This window comes from Pseudomonas sp. UBT (assembly GCF_050915955.1).
GTDB classification, from domain to species: Bacteria; Pseudomonadota; Gammaproteobacteria; order Pseudomonadales; family Pseudomonadaceae; genus Aquipseudomonas; species Aquipseudomonas antarctica_A.
In genome coordinates, this window is sequence record NZ_CP168079.1 from 752,377 (window position 1) to 770,633 (window position 18,257).

Here is an 18,257-nt window from a genome sequence, read left to right on the forward strand (position 1 = left end):
GGCCAACATGTACATCTATCGATTGGTCCTGCTGCTGGTCGTCGGGATCTACCTGTTTTCCCCCGCCATCATGGATTGGTGGATCGACGCCACGGGCGCCTGGTACCGCCCTTATCTGCTGTGGCTGATCCTGATCGTCGTGACCTTCATCCTGCAGAGCCAAAAAGATGCCGATGAGCTTTAGCCTCACCCAGATGCTGCTGATCAGCGCCGCCTACCTGGCAGCATTGTTCGGCGTCGCCTGGATCAGTGAGCGCGGAATGATTCCGCGGGCGATCATTCGCCATCCGTTGACCTACACCTTGTCCTTGGGCGTATACGCCAGCGCCTGGGCGTTTTATGGCACGGTGGGCCTGGCCTATCAGTACGGCTACGGCTTTCTTTCCAGTTATCTCGGGGTGTCCGGCGCATTCCTGCTGGCGCCGGTGCTGCTATACCCGATCCTGAAAATCACCCGTACATATCAGCTGTCGTCCCTTGCGGACTTGTTTGCCTTTCGCTTTCGCAGCACCTGGGCTGGCGCACTGACCACGATCTTCATGCTGATCGGCGTGCTGCCGCTGCTGGCCCTGCAGATCCAGGCTGTGGCGGACTCCATCAGCATCCTCACCCGCGAGCCGGTGCAGCATCGCGTTGCCCTGGCCTTCTGCGCGCTGATTACGCTGTTCACGATTTTCTTTGGCTCACGCCATATCGCCACCCGCGAGAAACACGAAGGCCTGGTGTTTGCGATTGCCTTTGAGTCGGTCATCAAGCTGATCGCCATCGGCGGTGTCGGCCTCTATGCGCTGTACGGCGTATTCGACGGCCCGCAACAGTTGGAACTGTGGCTGCTGCAAAACCAGACCGCCCTCGCCGCCCTGCACACCCCGCTGCAGGAAGGCCCGTGGCGCACGCTGTTGCTGGTGTTCTTCGCCTCGGCAATTGTGATGCCGCACATGTACCACATGACGTTCACCGAGAACCTCAACCCGCGCTCACTGGTCAGCGCCAGCTGGGGCTTGCCGTTGTTCCTGCTGCTGATGAGCCTGGCGGTGCCACTGATTCTCTGGGCTGGCCTCAAGCTGGGGGCGACCACCAACCCCGAATACTTCACCCTCGGCGTCGGGATTGCCGCCAACAGCAAATCCCTGGCATTGCTGGCTTACGTCGGCGGCTTATCGGCGGCCAGTGGCTTGATCATCGTCACCACGCTCGCGCTCTCGGGCATGGCGCTCAATCACCTGGTGCTACCGCTTTACCAGCCGCCAGCTGAAGGCAATATCTACCGCTGGCTAAAGTGGACACGGCGCGCGCTGATCGTCGCAATCATCATGGCCGGCTTTGGTTTCTACCTGTTGCTGGGCCCCGGACAAGACCTGGCCAACCTCGGCATCGTCGCGTTTGTCGCCACGTTGCAGTTCCTGCCCGGCGTGCTGTCGGTGCTGTACTGGCCAACCGCTAATCGACGTGGATTCATCGCCGGGCTGCTGGCCGGGATCCTGGTGTGGATTGTCACCATGCTGCTGCCGCTGGTCGGCAACCTGCAGGGCTTTTACATTCCCCTGTTGAACATGATCTACGTGCTGGACGACACCAGCTGGCACATGGCGGCCATTGCCTCCCTCGCTGCCAACGTGCTGATGTTCACCCTGATCTCGCTGTTCACCAACGCCAGCCCGGAAGAAACCAGCGCTGCCGAAGCGTGCGCGGTGGACAATGTGCGGCGCCCGCAACGACGCGAACTGCATGCCGCCTCACCCCAGGAGTTCGCCACCCAATTGGCCAAACCACTGGGCGCCAAGGCCGCACAGAAAGAAGTCGAACAGGCGCTGCGCGATCTTTACCTGCCGTTCGACGAGCGTCGCCCGTATGCCTTGCGCCGCCTGCGTGACCGTATCGAAGCCAACCTGTCCGGCCTGATGGGGCCAAGCGTGTCTCAGGACATGGTAGAAACGTTCTTGCCCTACAAGGCCAGCGGCGAAAACTACGTCACCGAAGACATCCATTTCATCGAGAGCCGGCTGGAGGATTACCACTCACGCCTCACCGGTCTCGCCGCCGAACTCGATGCCCTGCGCCGCTATCACCGTCAAACCCTTCAGGAGCTGCCGATGGGCGTGTGTTCCCTGGCCAAGGATCAAGAGATCCTGATGTGGAACAAGGCCATGGAAGAGCTGACCGGCATCGCTGCTCAGCGCGTAGTGGGTTCGCGCCTGAATACGCTGGCCGACCCGTGGAAAGAACTGCTGCAAGGCTTTATCAACCTGCCCGACGAGCATTTGCACAAGCAGCATCTGGCGCTGGACGGCCAGACCCGCTGGCTCAACCTGCACAAGGCCGCCATCGATGAGCCACTGGCGCCTGGCAACAGTGGCCTGGTGCTGCTGGTAGAGGACCTGACCGAAACCCAGATGCTGGAAGACAAGCTGGTGCATTCCGAACGCCTGGCGAGCATTGGCCGCCTGGCAGCGGGTGTTGCCCATGAAATCGGCAACCCCATCACCGGCATTGCCTGCCTGGCGCAGAACCTGCGCGAGGAGCGCGAAGAGGACGGTGAAATCACCGAAATCAGCGGGCAGATCCTTGAGCAGACCAAGCGCGTTTCCCGCATCGTGCAGTCGCTGATGAGCTTTGCTCACGCGGGCGCTCATCAGAATCAGGACGAGGCGGTGTGCCTCGCCGAAGTGGCGCAGGATGCCATTGGCCTGCTGGCCTTGAACCGGCGCAATTTCGAAGTACAGTTCTTCAACCTGTGTGATCCGGACCACTGGGTTGACGGCGACTCCCAACGCTTGGCGCAGGTGCTGATCAACCTGCTTTCCAACGCCCGTGACGCCTCCCCGCCGCACAGCGCGGTACGCGTCAAGAGCGAGGCTTTCGAGCACACGGTCGATCTGATCGTGGAGGACGAAGGCAGCGGTATTCCACAGAACATCATGGACCGATTGTTCGAACCCTTCTTCACCACCAAGGACCCAGGTGAAGGTACCGGTCTGGGCCTTGCACTGGTCTATTCCATCGTTGAAGAGCATTATGGACAAATCACCATCGACAGCCCGGCTGACACTGAAAGCCAACGCGGCACCCGTATTCGGGTGACCTTGCCGCGTCATGTCGAAGCGACGTCCGCTGTGAACTGAGACCGTCGAGAGAATTGAATCAATGCCGCACATTTTGATCGTCGAAGACGAAACAATTATCCGCTCTGCCTTGCGTCGCCTGCTTGAACGTAATCAATACCAGGTCAGCGAAGCCGGCTCGGTGCAGGAAGCCCAAGAGCGATTCAGCATTCCCACGTTCGACCTGATTGTCAGCGACCTGCGCCTGCCGGGCGCGCCGGGTACCGAGCTGATCAAGCTTGGCCAGGGCACTCCCGTGCTGATCATGACCAGCTACGCCAGCCTGCGTTCGGCAGTGGACTCGATGAAGATGGGCGCGGTGGACTACATCGCCAAGCCGTTCGACCACGACGAAATGCTCCAGGCCGTGGCCCGCATCCTGCGCGACCGCCAGTCGGCCAGCAGTGCCCCGGCCGAACAGCGCCCCGCCGGCAAAGGCGCCAACGGTGCGGACAAGCCAGGCGTCGACAACAGCAACGGCGAAATCGGCATCATCGGTTCCTGCCCTCCGATGCAGGACCTGTACAGCAAGATCCGCAAAGTCGCGCCGACCGACTCCAATGTATTGATTCAGGGCGAATCGGGCACTGGTAAAGAACTCGTCGCCCGCGCGCTGCACAACCTGTCCAAGCGCGCCAAGGCGCCGATGATCTCGGTGAACTGCGCGGCGATCCCTGAATCCCTGATCGAGTCCGAACTGTTCGGCCACGAGAAAGGCGCGTTTACCGGCGCCAGCGCCGGGCGCGCGGGTTTGGTGGAGGCGGCGGACGGCGGCACCTTGTTCCTCGACGAAATCGGCGAACTGCCTCTGGAAGCCCAGGCACGTTTGCTGCGCGTGCTACAGGAAGGCGAAATTCGCCGCGTAGGTTCGGTGCAATCGCAGAAGGTCGATGTTCGCCTGATCGCTGCGACCCACCGGGACCTGAAGAGCCTGGCCAAGATCGGCCAGTTCCGTGAAGACTTGTATTACCGCCTGCACGTGATCGCCCTTAAGCTGCCGGCCCTGCGCGAGCGTGGCGCCGACGTCAACGAGATCGCCAGCGCCTTCCTGCTGCGCCAGAGCGCGCGTATCAACCGTACCGACCTCAAGTTTGCCCCGGACGCTGAGCAGGCAATTCGGCACTACTCGTGGCCGGGTAACGTGCGAGAGCTGGAGAATGCGGTCGAGCGCGCAGTAATTCTGTCGGAAAGCCCGGAGATTTCCGCCGAGCTGCTGGGTATCGATATCGAGCTCAGTGACCTGGAGGACGACGATTTCATCGGCCTGGCCCCGCAACAGGGCGGCGCCAGCAATACCAGCCATGAGCCGACTGAAGATTTGTCACTGGAAGACTACTTCCAGCATTTCGTCCTTGAGCATCAGGACCACATGACCGAGACCGAGCTGGCCCGCAAGCTGGGCGTAAGCCGCAAGTGCCTGTGGGAGCGGCGCCAGCGCCTGGGCATTCCACGGCGCAAGACCGGGGTTGCCAGCGAAAGTTGAGGGTGCGCCCTCACAGGTAACACCCTCAGATGTGAAAAAACTGTTACCGCTGAATTTTCACGTAACAAAAGCCGGGGCTTACGGTAACGAAGCCCCGGCTTTTTTTGGTCCATCAAAAAGCCAAAACCACCTCAACCCCCCGTTTTTGCTGGGCGGCACAAAAGTTGGCACGCACCCTGCTATATGCTTAGTACAAAAACAATAACAAGCTTTGTACAAGACAATAAAAATAAGACGAATCGACTCACGCATAACAAAAACAACACGGCGGAGGCGCAGCTAACTGATTCTTTTGGAGAGGCGTTGCATTTGGGGCTTGCCCCGCAACCAGGCCGAGAACAACAAAAACTGCCCTAAGGCAGAGCCTGAACTGGTTGGATCGTAGATCAGCAACACAGCGACCAAAGCAATCCGTTTGCTCTTGACTCCCGATTGGGAGTGTCATGAAGGTGAAGCTTCATGGCGAGGGCGATCAACAAAAACAAGAAGCCCGCAATCAATAATAAAAATAGAGCACGCAACTACTTCTGGGGGAGCTTCGGCTCCCCTTGTAGTTTCCGGGATTTGACAATTTTAGGCTTCTGGCTCAAGCCTTGCAGCTTGTTCCTACACCATCCCCCGACTAAATGCTAGAATCCCGGCCCATCATGCGGTCATTCTTCGTTATGGCCGAACATTCCTTCAAACAGTGCATCCCATGCTGAAGAAGTTGTTCCAGTCATTCCGTTCCCCCTTGCGTCGTACGCAACACATTCGCAGCACGCCTGAAGTGCTTAACAGCAATCAGCATTCATTGCAGCGCGCCCAATTCAGCCGTTATGCGGTGAACATCGTCGAACGTTTGCAGAACGCCGGCTACCAGGCTTACCTGGTGGGCGGGTGCGTGCGCGACATGTTGCTCAACATCACACCCAAAGATTTCGACGTCGCCACCAGCGCCACGCCCGAGCAAGTGCGTGCCGAATTCCGCAATGCGCGAATCATCGGCCGCCGCTTCAAATTGGTGCACATCCACTTTGGTCGCGAAATCATCGAGGTCGCGACCTTCCGTGCAGGCCATCCGCAAAACGATGAAGAGGAAGACACTAACCAGTCTTCCCGCAACGAGAGCGGACGCATCCTGCGCGACAACGTTTACGGCACCCTGGAAGAAGATGCGCAACGCCGCGACTTCACCATCAACGCGCTGTATTACGACCCGGTCAGCGAGCGCATCCTCGATTACGCCAATGGCGTACACGACATTCGCAACAACCTGATCCGCTTGATCGGCGACCCGACTCAGCGCTACCAGGAAGACCCGGTGCGCATGCTGCGCGCCGTGCGGTTTGCCGCCAAGCTGAACTTCGGCATCGAAAAACACACCGCCGCGCCCATTCGCGAGCTGGCGCCGATGTTGCGTGAGATTCCTTCCGCGCGCCTGTTCGAAGAAGTGCTCAAGTTGTTCCTGTCGGGCTATGCCGCCGACACGTTCGAAATGCTCGTCGACCTGCAGTTGTTCGATCCGTTGTTCCCGGCGAGCGCCGAGGCTCTGGAATACAACCCGACGTACACCCACACCTTGATCAGCGAAGCGTTGATCAACACCGACCTGCGCATCAAGCAGAACAAACCGGTGACCCCGGCGTTCCTGTTTGCCGCCTTGTTGTGGCCAGCCCTGCCCAAACGCGTCCTGCGTCTGCAAGACCGTGGCATGCCGCCGATCCCGGCCATGCAGGAAGCCGCGCACGAGCTGATAGCCGAGCAGTGCCAGCGTATTGCTATCCCGAAACGCTTTACCATGCCGATCCGCGAGATCTGGGACATGCAGGAGCGCCTGCCGCGCCGCAGCGGCAAACGCGCCGACCTGCTGCTGGACAATCCGCGTTTCCGCGCCGGCTATGACTTCCTGTTGCTGCGCGAAAGCGCGGGTGAGCAGACCGACGGCCTGGGCGAATGGTGGACTGACTACCAGGACGCCAATGACAGCCAGCGTCGCGACATGATTCGTGACCTCGGCAGCAAAGGCGATAGCGCCGGCGAAGGCCCGAAGAAGCGTCGCCGCAGTGGCGGCAAGCGCAAACGCAGCTCCACCGATGCCTCGGGCGCCACAGGCGAATAAACGTGGACCGTATCTACATCGGCATGGGCAGCAATCTCGCTGCCCCGGACCAACAATTGCGCAGCGCCGTCGAGGCGTTAGCGTTATTGCCAGGCACCACCGTCGCCGGCGTGTCGGCGTTTTATCAAAGTGACTCCCTGCTCCCGGGCCAACCGCGCTATACCAATGCGGTCGCCGCCCTGGACAGTGGTCTCGCGCCACTGGCGTTGCTCGATGCGTTGCAAGCCATCGAGAACGACCAGGGCCGCGAGCGCCTTGAGCGCTGGGGCCCACGCACCCTGGACCTGGATATCCTGCTGTTCGGCGATCGCCTGATCGATGAACCGCGCCTCAAGGTGCCCCATTACCAGATGCACCTGCGGGCGTTCGCGTTGTACCCGCTGGCCGAGCTGGCACCCGCCAACCTGCAACTGCCAAACGGCCAAACGCTCAGCGACCTGCTGGCAGCTTGCCCGTTTGTCGGCCTGGAACGCCTCCCGGAAGCTTGATGCGATCCCGTTGGAAGCTGGCTTGCCTGCGATAGCGTCAACTCGGTGTGACGGATGTACCGAGTCGCCTGCATCGCCGGCAAGCCAGCGCCCACACTTGATCTCTGGCGTGACTCAAAGCGGCGGTCAACCTGCTGAATCGCGTCAGTAACAGCGGTAACACCGCACTCGTAACAATGCGGTAACACATCCAATTGACTTCCCGTGTCCTCATCACGACTATAGGCGTCCCGCTGCCGCCGACCCGGCGCTAAAGGGCGCAATCCAGGCCTTATAAGCACTGCTCTCAAGACAGTGCGCCTGTATAAACGAAGACTCGCGCGCGTTACTCGCTGTTTCCAAGCGCCTGAACGAGGACCCTTTTCATGCCAGACATTACCCTGACCACCTTGCAGAGCCTGAAGCTCAAAGGTGAAAAAATCACCATGCTGACCTGCTATGACGCCACCTTCGCCCAGGCCTGCTGCCAGGCCGGAGTCGAGGTGCTACTGGTGGGTGACTCCCTGGGCATGGTTCTTCAAGGGAATGACAGCACCCTGCCCGTCACCACCGATGAACTCGCCTACCACACCGCCAGCGTTAAACGTGGTAACGACGGCGCCTTCATCATCGCCGACCTGCCGTTCATGGGTTACGCCACGGTCGAACAGACCTTTCAAAACGCCGGCAAACTGATGCAAGCCGGTGCGCACATGATCAAAGTGGAAGGCGCCGTATGGCTCGCCGAGTCGATCCGACTGCTGGCTGAGCGCGGCGTACCCGTGTGTGTGCACATGGGCCTGACACCGCAGTCGGTCAACCTCCTCGGCGGCTACAAAGTACAAGGTCGCAATGAAGCCCAGGCGCGCCAGATGCGTGCCGACGCCATCGCCCTGGAACAAGCAGGTGCGGCGATGATTCTGCTGGAATGCGTGCCGAGTGAACTGGCGGCGGAAATCACGCAGGCTGTCAAAGTGCCGGTGATCGGCATTGGCGCAGGTTCCGCCACCGACGGCCAGGTCCTGGTGATGCACGACATGCTCGGCCTGTCGCTGACCGGCCGTGCGCCAAAGTTCGTGAAGAACTTCATGGCCGGCCAGGACAGCATCCAGGCGGCGTTGAGCGCTTACGTGGACGAAGTCAAAGCCGTTAATTTCCCAGGTGCCGAACACGGATTCTCTGCATGAACACCGTTAAAACCGTACGAGAACTGCGAGCCGCCGTCGCTCACGCGCGCAGTGCCGGCAAGCGCATCGGCTTTGTGCCCACCATGGGCAATCTGCACAGCGGCCACGCCACCCTGGTGACCAAGGCCGCGCAGCAATCGGACTTCGTGGTGGCGAGCATTTTCGTCAACCCGCTGCAGTTCGGTGCAGGCGAAGACCTGGACAAATATCCCCGCACACTGGCTGCCGACCAGGAAAGGCTGCTGCAAGCCGGTTGCAACCTGCTGTTCGCGCCGACCGTCGAAGAAATGTACCCCGGCGGCATGACCGGCCAGACCCGCGTGAGTGTCCCGCAGCTGTCCGAAGGCCTGTGCGGCGCCAGTCGCCCAGGGCATTTCGAAGGTGTGGCCACGGTAGTCAGCAAGCTGTTCAATATGGTCCAGCCGGACATGGCCGTGTTTGGCCAGAAGGACTACCAGCAACTGGCGGTTATTCGCGCCATGGTCCATGACCTGAACATGCCGATCCAGATCATCGGCGAACCGACCGTACGTGCCGCCGACGGCCTCGCGCTGTCATCGCGCAACGGTTACCTCACCGAAGAACAACGCGCCATCGCCCCCGTGCTGTACCGCAGCCTCAGCCAGATCGCTACCGCCATCAAAGCGGGTGACCACGATTTCGCCAAGCTGCGCGCCGAACAGATCCAGCACATCGAAGCGGCCGGCTTGCGCATGGATTACCTGGAAGTGCGCCAAGGCGTGCACCTGCGTCCGGCCACGACTGAAGACCGTGATGTCGTTATCCTGGTGGCCGCGTATTTGGGCGCTACGCGCCTGATCGATAACTTGCACTTGAATCTGGCCTGACCCACCCGGCCTTTCCCCCTTAAAAACCGCTAAACAGTTGCCCTCCCTGCTGCGCCGGTATAAAAAAGTACCGGCTACAGCGCAGACAAAGCCAAGACATATCGACACGCTAGGTTTAATGTAATCGCCCTGCGCCATTATTGGCGCTGACCGGAACCCAACGCCTGATGAAAGACTGGACGTTCCGGATTTAGAAGTGTCCTAAAGGCAAGTCCCCGTAATAAAAAGGAAACCCGCAGCGATGGCGTACTACCGCACCCCTCATGACGTTACCGCTCTGCCCGCTTGGCAAGCGCTCAATCAACACCGCCACGCCATGCAGGATTTCAGCATGCGCGAAGCGTTTGATGCCGATCCCCAGCGCTTCTCCCAATTCACCCTGAGCAGCTGCGGGCTGTTCCTCGATTACTCGAAAAACCTGATCACCAGCGAAACCCGTGACCTGCTGGTGGCGCTGGCCAAGGAAGTCGACCTTAAAGGCGCGATCGAAGCGCTGTATGCCGGCGAACCGGTGAACTCCTCCGAAGGCCGCCCGGCCCTGCACACCGCCCTGCGCCGCCCAGTGGGCGACAAGCTGTCGGTCAACGGCGTGAACATCATGCCGGATGTGCACAAGGTGCTGAACCAGATCACCGACCTCGTGGGCCGTATCCACGATGGCCTGTGGCGTGGCTACACCGAAAAGCCGATCACTGACGTGGTCAACATCGGCATCGGTGGTTCGTTCCTTGGCCCGGAGTTGGTCTCCGAGGCGCTGTTGTCGTACGCTCACAAAGGCGTGCGTTGCCATTACCTGGCGAACATCGACGGCAGCGAATTCCACGAGCTGACCCAGAAGCTACGCGCCGAGACCACGCTGTTTATCGTCTCGTCGAAGTCCTTCAACACCCTGGAAACCCTGAAAAACGCCCAGGCTGCACGCGCCTGGTACCTGGCCCAGGGTGGTTCGGAAGCCGAGCTGTACCGCCACTTCATCGCCGTATCGAGTAACAACGCGGCGGCGGTAGCTTTCGGTATCCGCGAAGAAAACATCTTCCCGATGTGGGACTGGGTCGGTGGCCGTTACTCGTTGTGGTCCGCCATCGGTTTGCCAATTGCCCTGGCCATCGGCATGTCCAACTTCAAGGAGCTGCTGTCCGGGGCCTACACCATGGACCAGCATTTCCAGAATGCTCCGTTCGAAGCCAACATGCCGGTGCTGCTGGGTCTGTTGGGCGTGTGGTACGGCAACTTCTGGGGTGCGCGCAGCCACGCGATCCTGCCGTACGATCACTACCTGCGTAACATCACCAAGCACTTGCAACAGCTGGACATGGAATCCAACGGCAAGAGCGTGCGCCAGGATGGTTCGCCAGTGTCCACCGATACCGGCCCGGTTATCTGGGGCGGCGTAGGTTGCAACGGTCAGCACGCTTACCACCAGTTGCTGCACCAAGGGACCCAACTGATTCCGGCCGACTTTATCGTGCCGATCGTCAGCTTCAACCCTGTGTCCGACCACCATCAGTGGCTGTTCGCCAACTGCCTGTCGCAAAGCCAGGCACTGATGCTCGGCAAGACACGCAGCGAAGCCGAAGCCGAACTGCGCGAGAAGGGCATGCCGGAAGCCGACGTGCAGAAGCTGGCCCCGCACAAGGTGATCCCGGGCAACCGCCCGAGCAACACCCTCGTGGTCGAGCGCATCAGCCCGCGTCGCCTCGGCGCACTGGTGGCCATGTATGAACACAAAGTGTTCGTGCAGAGCGTGATCTGGGGCATCAACGCCTTCGACCAATGGGGCGTGGAGCTGGGTAAAGAGCTGGGCAAAGGCGTGTACAACCGTCTGACCGGCGCCGAAGAAACCTCGGCCGAGGATGCTTCGACCCAGGGCCTGATCAACTACTTCCGCGGTCGTCACCGCGGCTGATCCAGGTATCGCAAGGCCAACGTCCGTTTGGACGTCGGCCTTGAACCCTCCCCCCAGTGCGCGCATCTTTATGGCTTGTTCCGAAAACAAGAATAAGGACCGCTCATGTTCGATATCAGCACATTTCCCACCGCCGATGCCGTGCGCCGGGCGGCGCAGCTTAGTCAAGAAGACTACCAGCGCCTCTATCGCCAATCGATTGAGCAACCCGACATCTTCTGGGCCGAACAGGCCAAGCGCTTTCTCCACTGGATTACTCCGTGGCATACCGTTCAACACTCGGACATCAACACCGGCGCGGCCCAATGGTTTGCCGGCGGCCAACTGAACGTCAGCTACAACTGCATCGACCGTCATCTGGCGCAACGCGCTGACCAGCCCGCTTTCATCTGGGAAGGCGACGATCCTGCAACGTCTTCCAAAATCACCTACCGCCAACTCCACCAGAACGTCAGCCGCTTGGCCAATGTGCTGAAAAGTCGTGGCGTGAAGAAAGGCGACCGGGTGTGCATCTACATGCCGATGATCCCGGAAGCCGCCTACGCGATGCTGGCCTGCACGCGCATTGGCGCAGTGCATTCGGTGGTGTTTGGCGGGTTCTCGCCGGACGCCTTGCGCGATCGCATTCTCGATGCCGACTGCCGCACGGTCATCACCGCTGACGAAGGCGTACGCGGTGGCAAGCCGGTGGCCTTGAAAAAAAATGTCGACAAGGCCCTGGCCAGCTGCCCGAACGTCAGCACGGTAGTGGTGGTGGAACGCACCGGTGCGGACCTTGCCTGGGTAGAAGGCCGCGACCTCAAGTATCAACAGGCTCTGGAGGCCGCCAGCGACGACTGCCCGCCCGAGCCGATGGACGCCGAAGACCCGCTGTTTATTCTCTACACCTCCGGCAGCACCGGCAAACCCAAGGGCGTGTTGCACACCACGGGTGGCTACCTGCTGCAAGCGGCGATGACCTTCAAGTACGTGCTGGATTACCGCGACGGCGAAGTGTTCTGGTGCACCGCCGATGTGGGCTGGGTTACCGGCCACAGCTACATCGTGTACGGCCCGCTGGCCAATGGCGCCACTTCGCTGATATTCGAAGGTGTGCCGAGCTACCCGAACAGCTCGCGTTTCTGGCAGGTGATCGACAAACACAATGTGAATATCTTCTACACCGCGCCCACCGCATTACGCGCCTTGATGCGTGAGGGCCACGGCCCACTGGAGAGCACCTCCCGCGCCAGCCTGCGCCTGTTGGGCAGCGTCGGCGAGCCGATAAACCCGGAAGCCTGGGACTGGTATTTCAACGCCGTGGGCGAGCAGCGTTGCCCGATCGTCGACACCTGGTGGCAGACCGAAACCGGCGGCATCATGCTCAGCCCGCTGGTCAGCGCCCAACGGATCAAACCGGGGTGCGCAACCCAGCCCATGTTTGGCGTACAGCCTGTATTGCTCGACGAACAAGGCAAGGAGTTGAGCGGCGCCGGCAGTGGCGTACTCGCCATCAAAGCCAGCTGGCCTGGGCAAATCCGCAGCATCTACGGCGACCCGCAACGCATGCTCGACACCTATTTCAAACCCTACCCAGGCTACTACTTCACCGGCGACGGCGCGCGGCGCGATGACGACGGCGACTACTGGATCACCGGGCGCATCGATGACGTTATTAACGTGTCCGGCCACCGTATCGGCACCGCCGAAGTGGAAAGCGCGCTGGTGCTGCATGACCAAGTGGCCGAAGCGGCCGTGGTCGGCTATCCCCACGACGTTAAAGGCCAAGGGATTTATGCCTTTGTCACACCCATGAATGGGGTCGAGCCCAATGACGAGCTGAAAAAGCACCTGCTTGACCTGGTCAGTAAGGAAATCGGCAGCTTTGCCAAGCCGGAACTGATCCAATGGGCACCCGCCTTGCCGAAAACCCGTTCCGGCAAGATCATGCGACGGATCTTGCGCAAGATTGCCTGCAACGAACTGGACAGCCTCGGCGACACCTCAACCCTGGCTGACCCCAGTGTCGTCGACGGCCTGATCGACAAACGCCTGAATCGATAGGAACCCCCGAGTCGCCATGGAATTTATCCGCAGCCGTATCGAAACCCAGCTGATGAGCCTCACCGGTCTGTCACTGGGCCAGTTGGACCTGGAAAACCCCAAGGGCGACCCAGGCCTGTTCGGACCGGACTCGGTCAGTTGGCAAGTCCATGGCGACTTCAGCAGCATGCTCATCGGCGGCATCAGCGCGTTGATGCTGCAAGCCTTGCATCCGCTGGCCCTGGCCGGCGTGTGGGACCACTCCAACTTTCGCCAGGACATGCTCGGACGCTTACGGCGGACCTCGCAGTTTATTTCCGGCACCACGTTCGGTTCGCGCAAGGACGCCGAATGGCTGATTGAAAAAGTCCGCACCATCCACCTGCAAGTGGTCGGACACGCCCCGGACGGGCGAGCCTACGCGGCCAGCGACCCGGAGCTGCTGACCTGGGTGCATGTGGCGGAAGTCAGCAACTTTCTCGCGGCGCACCTGCGTTATCGAAACCCGCACCTCAGCGGGCGGGACCAGGATCGCTACTACAGCGAAATCGCGCTGGTAGCCGAAAGGCTTGGCGCGCGACATGTTCCGCGCTCCCGGCAGGAAATTTCGGATTATCTGGCGCGCATTCGTCCGCAATTGCTTTGCGACGAGCGCAGCCGCGAAGTGCTGCGCCTATTGGTCAATGCGCCCGCCCCCAGCACACTGGCCAAACCCTTTGGCAGCTTGATGATGCAAGCAGGGATCGACCTGCTGCCGGACTGGGCCAGCGCGATGCTCGAACAGCACCAGAGCCCGCTGCAACGCCAGATGATCCGCGCCGGGGTCAAGCGCAGCGCGCCGTTACTGCGTTGGGCGATGCGCAATGGGTCGGTACAGCGCGCCCATCGGCGGATGGGGTTGATGTAGGCCTGCGCCTATAGCTGTTAAACTCCGCGCCCCCATTTACAGTAAGGCGCGCTCCATGACTCCCTTGAATCAGGCGCTGCGCGCCGCCCTCGACCACCGCCAAGACCTGATCAACGAGCTGCATGCCCAAGGCACCGACTGCTACCGGCTGTTCCATGGCAGCCAGGAAGGCGCCGGTGGCCTGACCATCGACCGTTATGGCCCGCAACTGCTGGTGCAAAGCTTCCATCAGTCCCTGCACACCGAGGAACTGCTGGACCTGCACCAACAGGTCAATCAGTTCATGGGCCTGGAATTGCTGCTGGTGTACAACGACCGTTCCCGTGGCAACTCGCGAATCGACCGTGAAGACACGGTGTATCGCGCCGAACCCGTGGCCCTGGAAGACAAGGTCGGCCACGAATGGGGACTCAATTACCGTGTACGTGGGCGCCATGCCGGGCAGGACCCCCTGCTGTTCCTGGATCTGCGCAACACCCGCGGCTGGGTCAAGGACCACAGCGCCGGCAAAAGCGTACTGAACCTGTTCGCCTACACCTGTGGCGTAGGCTTGAGCGCGGCAGCCGGTGGCGCAAGTGAGGTGTGCAACCTGGACTTCGCTGAGGGCAACCTGGCAGTCGGTCGCGAAAACGGCCTGCTCAACCCGCACTTGCCGACCATGGATTTTGTGCAGTCCGACTACTTCCCGGCGATTCGCCAACTGGCGGGCTTGCCGATCACCCAGCGGCGCGGCCAAAAGCTGCCGAGCTATCCACGCCTTGAGCAACGTCAATATGACTTGGTGTTGCTCGACCCCCCGGCCTGGGCCAAGAGCGCTTTCGGCACCGTTGACCTGTTGCGCGACTACCAGAGCCTGCTCAAACCCGCGTTGCTGGCGACGGCCGACAATGGCGTGCTGATCTGCTGCAACAACCTCGCAAAAGTCAGCATGGATGACTGGCGTGAACAGGTGCTGCGTTGCGCCGAAAAAGCCGGTCGCCCGGTACGCGACTGGCAAATCATCACGCCGGGGGCGGACTTTCCTTCCCAGGACCAGCAGCCCCCCCTGAAAACACTGATGCTGCAACTGTAAGACTTGTCTCAACAGACCCGCTTCTTCGGAACCGAAATCCCGTGCCATACTCCAAGGCACTCTCGTTCGACATAGATGGCGTCACCCATGCCCAAAGGATTGATTCGCGCCATAGGCGCCTTGTTGACTGCCCTTGCTTTGTACAGCTTGCTGGGCTTTTTGATTCTGCCGGGCATCGCCCTTCGTATAGCCAACCAGCAACTGGCCAATTACGCCACGGTGCCGGCGCGAATCGAACGGATCGAGCTCAACCCGTTCAGCCTGGAGCTGACACTGTGGGGTCTGAAGATCGGTGAACCCGGCAAGGAACAGGTTGGCTTCGAGCGTCTTTACGCCAACCTGCAGATCGACAGTCTCTGGACGCGCGCCCTGCACCTGGCGGATGTGCAACTGGACCAGCCCAAGACCGAATTGCTGTTCGATAAATCCGGCCAACTGAATCTGGCGCAACTGTTCAAGCTGCCGCCGAGCGAGCCGACGCCGGCCGACCCGAATGCCAAACCCTTCCCGCTGCGTATCGACAGCATCAAGCTGGCCGGCGGTTATGTGCACTTCAAGGATCTGCGCCCGAGCGAGCCGATCGAATTCCTCTACAACAAACTCGACTTCGAGTTGAAAAACCTCAGCACCTTGCCGGAAGACAACGCCGACATGACACTGGTGGCTGCCGGTCCTGAAGGTGGGCAGATCGACTGGAAAGGCAATTTCAGCCTGGTGCCAATCACTTCCGAAGGCACGCTGAAAGTCACCGACGGCAAGATGAAAGCCTGGTGGCCGTACGTACGAGACGCCGTGCCGTTGGTACTTGAGGACGGTGTGTTGAATTTCAGCACCGACTACAAGTTCAGCCTGGCCAAAGAAACCGAGCTGAACCTGACCAACACGGCTGCGAGCATCGCGCCCTTTGCCATCAAGGCACCGGATGGCCGGCCATTGGTGCGGCTGGAACGCCTGGATGTCAGCGAAACCACTGTAGACCTGGCCAAGCAGCAAGTTGTTGTCGGCAAGATTCGCAGTAACAAGCTGGAAACCTGGGCCGCCCGCGAGGCCGATGGGCAACTGGATTGGCAAAAACTGTTTGCCGGCCAACCGAGCAAACCGGCCAAGGCGCCGGAACCCGCCACTGCGCCAGCCACCGCCGACTCGCCAAAAGCTCAACCGGCAGCGCCCAGCAAACCCTGGCAAGTGCTGCTCAAGGACGTGCAACTGCGTAATTACCAGGTACACCTGGCTGACCGTCAGGCCAAACCCGCCGTCGCACTGGAACTGGGCCCGTTGAATGTCGATGTGCAGAACTTCGACAGCCTCAATCAGAAGCCCTTTAGCCTGAAAGTCGACTCCGGGCTGGGCAAGCAAGGCAAGATCCAGGCGGCCGGTGAGGTCAACCTCAACCCGGCCAGCGCCAGACTGAAAGTGAATACTCAGGATATCGACCTGCGGGTCGCTCAATCCTATATCAGCCCCTTTATTCGCCTGGAATTGCGCAGCGGCATGCTGGGCAGCAATCTGGATGTGAACCTGAAAAGCACGGACCCACTGGCCCTTCAGGTCACCGGCAGCGCTCAGGTCGATCAATTACACACCCTGGACACCCTCAAGAACCGCGACTTCCTCAAATGGCAACGCCTGATGCTGGAGGGCGTGAACTATCAGCACGGCAATAGCCTGTCGATCGACAAGGTCAACCTGCTGCAGCCTTATGCACGTTTCATGATCAACGATGATCGCACCACCAACATCGATGACTTGCTGATCCCGCAACCAGCCGACAGTGGCAACAAGACGGCGGCCAAGCCTGCGACCAGTAAAGAGAAGCCTTTGGGCATTCATATCGGGCAGATTGCGATCAATGACGGTTCGGCCAACTTCGCCGACTTCAGCCTCACGCCCAACTTCGCCACCGCCATCCAACAACTCAACGGGCAGATTGGCACCATTGACAGCCGCCAGGCCAAACCGGCGAGCGTCGACATCAACGGTAAGGTAGATCGCTACGCCCCCGTAACCATCAAGGGCAGCGTGAACCCATTTGATCCGATGGCGGCGCTGGATATCGCCACCAGCTTCAAACGCGTCGAACTCACTACATTGACGCCGTACTCCGGCAAGTTCGCGGGCTTTCGTATCCGCAAGGGCCGTCTCAACCTCGATCTGCACTATGTCATCACCAAAGGCCAGTTGAAGGCCGAAAACAAAGTTGTGGTCGAACAGCTGCAATTGGGTGAGAAGGTCGACAGTGCCGACGCCGTGGACTTGCCGATTCGCCTGGCAATCGCCCTGCTCAAGGACTCTGACGGCAAGATCTCCATCGAACTGCCGGTGACCGGCGACCTGAATAACCCGCAATTCAGCGTGATGCCGATTGTGTGGCAGACCCTGCGCAACCTGGTCGTACGCGCGGCAACGGCGCCGTTCAAGTTTATCGGCGGGCTGGTAAGCGGTGGGGGCTCGGAAGACCTCGGTAATGTGTCTTTCGCCGCAGGCTCCAGTGAGTTGAACAAAGACGCCGAAGGCGCCCTGAACACCCTGGCCAAGGCGCTGAAAGAGCGCCCTACCCTGCGCCTGGAAATCGAAGGCACGGCGGCTGCCAGCAGTGATGGGCCATTCTTGGCCGCAGAGCGTCTGGAGCGCGAATACCAATACAACTACTACAAGATCCTCCAGCGCCGTGGTGACAAGGTTCCAGCCCAGGCATCGCTGCTGGTTGTACCGGAGAAGGAAAAGGCGCCGTTGCTCGAAGGCATCTACCGCACTCGCCTGAAACAACAACCACCGGCTGAATGGAAAGACCTGAGCAGCGATGATCGCACCGCGAAGCTGAAGGATGGTTTGATCAAGTTCTGGAGCGCCAGTGACGTGCTGCTGCGCCAGTTGGGCCAAGACCGCGCCAGCACCATCAAGGACTACTTGGTGGACAAGGGAAAACTGGAAGATGACCGGGTTTACTTCATTGACGCCAACCTGGGGCAGGCTGAAAAGGATGGTCGGGTAGTGACGCCGATGCATCTGGATGCCGAGTAACGCCTGAACGACATTATCCAAATGTGGGAGTTGGCTTGCCTGCGAATAGCATCACCTCGGTTCAACTGAACGACCGAGGTGCCTGCATCGCAGGCAAGCCAGCTCCCACTTTGATGTATGTCGGCCTTGAAGTTTTGTTCCG

General features: G+C 60.3%; 12 protein-coding genes. All 12 read left to right on the forward strand.

Annotation, left to right across the window (positions count from 1 at the left end):
• The first annotated feature begins 7 nt into the window (after positions 1-7).
• The 12 genes from ACDZ94_RS03550 to ACDZ94_RS03605 all read left to right on the forward strand — a co-directional run bounded on the left by ACDZ94_RS03550 (position 8) and on the right by ACDZ94_RS03605 (position 18,115).
• Complete coding sequence (locus ACDZ94_RS03550) at positions 8-184, forward strand: hypothetical protein (RefSeq protein ID WP_003176118.1); 177 nt, start codon at positions 8-10, stop codon at positions 182-184.
• Entirely contained in the window at positions 168-3,122 is a 2,955-nt protein-coding gene (locus ACDZ94_RS03555) for a sensor histidine kinase (protein WP_432751082.1), read from the forward strand. Before ACDZ94_RS03550 ends, ACDZ94_RS03555 begins: the two co-directional genes overlap by 17 nt.
• Before the next feature lie 22 nt (positions 3,123-3,144).
• Positions 3,145-4,584: a sigma-54-dependent transcriptional regulator gene (locus ACDZ94_RS03560; RefSeq protein WP_053258060.1), complete on the forward strand. Its 1,440-nt coding sequence runs from the start codon at positions 3,145-3,147 to the stop codon at positions 4,582-4,584.
• A 697-nt stretch (positions 4,585-5,281) separates the two neighbouring features.
• Positions 5,282-6,685 carry a polynucleotide adenylyltransferase PcnB gene (locus ACDZ94_RS03565; RefSeq protein WP_064454163.1) on the forward strand — a complete coding sequence of 468 codons (1,404 nt, stop codon included), beginning with the start codon at positions 5,282-5,284 and terminating at the stop codon, positions 6,683-6,685.
• 2 nt (positions 6,686-6,687) lie between these two features.
• Positions 6,688-7,173, forward strand: a complete 486-nt coding sequence (gene folK / locus ACDZ94_RS03570) for a 2-amino-4-hydroxy-6-hydroxymethyldihydropteridine diphosphokinase (protein WP_432751083.1) — start codon at positions 6,688-6,690, stop codon at positions 7,171-7,173.
• Positions 7,174-7,538: 365 nt separating this feature from the next.
• The gene (panB, locus tag ACDZ94_RS03575) at positions 7,539-8,339 is read left to right on the forward strand and encodes a 3-methyl-2-oxobutanoate hydroxymethyltransferase (RefSeq protein ID WP_221295659.1); all 801 of its coding nucleotides are present in this window, start codon (positions 7,539-7,541) and stop codon (positions 8,337-8,339) included.
• Complete coding sequence (gene panC / locus ACDZ94_RS03580) at positions 8,336-9,187, forward strand: pantoate--beta-alanine ligase (protein ID WP_432751084.1); 852 nt, start codon at positions 8,336-8,338, stop codon at positions 9,185-9,187. The genes panB and panC overlap by 4 nt, the downstream gene beginning before the upstream one ends.
• A gap of 241 nt (positions 9,188-9,428) precedes the next feature.
• Positions 9,429-11,093: a glucose-6-phosphate isomerase gene (pgi, locus tag ACDZ94_RS03585; RefSeq protein WP_064454167.1), complete on the forward strand. Its 1,665-nt coding sequence runs from the start codon at positions 9,429-9,431 to the stop codon at positions 11,091-11,093.
• A 105-nt stretch (positions 11,094-11,198) separates the two neighbouring features.
• A complete protein-coding gene (acs, locus tag ACDZ94_RS03590) occupies positions 11,199-13,136 on the forward strand; it encodes an acetate--CoA ligase (RefSeq protein WP_064454168.1) in 1,938 nt (645 codons plus the stop codon).
• Positions 13,137-13,152: 16 nt separating this feature from the next.
• Positions 13,153-14,022: an oxygenase MpaB family protein gene (locus ACDZ94_RS03595; protein WP_432751085.1), complete on the forward strand. Its 870-nt coding sequence runs from the start codon at positions 13,153-13,155 to the stop codon at positions 14,020-14,022.
• A gap of 55 nt (positions 14,023-14,077) precedes the next feature.
• Positions 14,078-15,094 (forward strand): class I SAM-dependent rRNA methyltransferase, encoded by a 1,017-nt coding sequence (locus ACDZ94_RS03600; RefSeq protein WP_064454170.1) that lies wholly within the window; start codon positions 14,078-14,080, stop codon positions 15,092-15,094.
• A gap of 87 nt (positions 15,095-15,181) precedes the next feature.
• Positions 15,182-18,115: a DUF748 domain-containing protein gene (locus ACDZ94_RS03605; protein ID WP_432751086.1), complete on the forward strand. Its 2,934-nt coding sequence runs from the start codon at positions 15,182-15,184 to the stop codon at positions 18,113-18,115.
• Positions 18,116-18,257 lie beyond the last annotated feature (142 nt).

What these genes read in the sequence shown, in the direction of transcription:
- ACDZ94_RS03550 (WP_003176118.1), top strand. Translation starts at nt 8, where the DNA reads ATGTACATCTATCGATTGGTCCTGCTGCTGGTCGTCGGGATCTACCTG.
- ACDZ94_RS03555 (WP_432751082.1), top strand. Translation starts at nt 168, where the DNA reads ATGCCGATGAGCTTTAGCCTCACCCAGATGCTGCTGATCAGCGCCGCC.
- ACDZ94_RS03560 (WP_053258060.1), top strand. Translation starts at nt 3,145, where the DNA reads ATGCCGCACATTTTGATCGTCGAAGACGAAACAATTATCCGCTCTGCC.
- ACDZ94_RS03565 (WP_064454163.1), top strand. Translation starts at nt 5,282, where the DNA reads ATGCTGAAGAAGTTGTTCCAGTCATTCCGTTCCCCCTTGCGTCGTACG.
- panB (WP_221295659.1), top strand. Translation starts at nt 7,539, where the DNA reads ATGCCAGACATTACCCTGACCACCTTGCAGAGCCTGAAGCTCAAAGGT.
- panC (WP_432751084.1), top strand. Translation starts at nt 8,336, where the DNA reads ATGAACACCGTTAAAACCGTACGAGAACTGCGAGCCGCCGTCGCTCAC.
- pgi (WP_064454167.1), top strand. Translation starts at nt 9,429, where the DNA reads ATGGCGTACTACCGCACCCCTCATGACGTTACCGCTCTGCCCGCTTGG.
- acs (WP_064454168.1), top strand. Translation starts at nt 11,199, where the DNA reads ATGTTCGATATCAGCACATTTCCCACCGCCGATGCCGTGCGCCGGGCG.
- ACDZ94_RS03595 (WP_432751085.1), top strand. Translation starts at nt 13,153, where the DNA reads ATGGAATTTATCCGCAGCCGTATCGAAACCCAGCTGATGAGCCTCACC.
- ACDZ94_RS03600 (WP_064454170.1), top strand. Translation starts at nt 14,078, where the DNA reads ATGACTCCCTTGAATCAGGCGCTGCGCGCCGCCCTCGACCACCGCCAA.
- ACDZ94_RS03605 (WP_432751086.1), top strand. Translation starts at nt 15,182, where the DNA reads ATGCCCAAAGGATTGATTCGCGCCATAGGCGCCTTGTTGACTGCCCTT.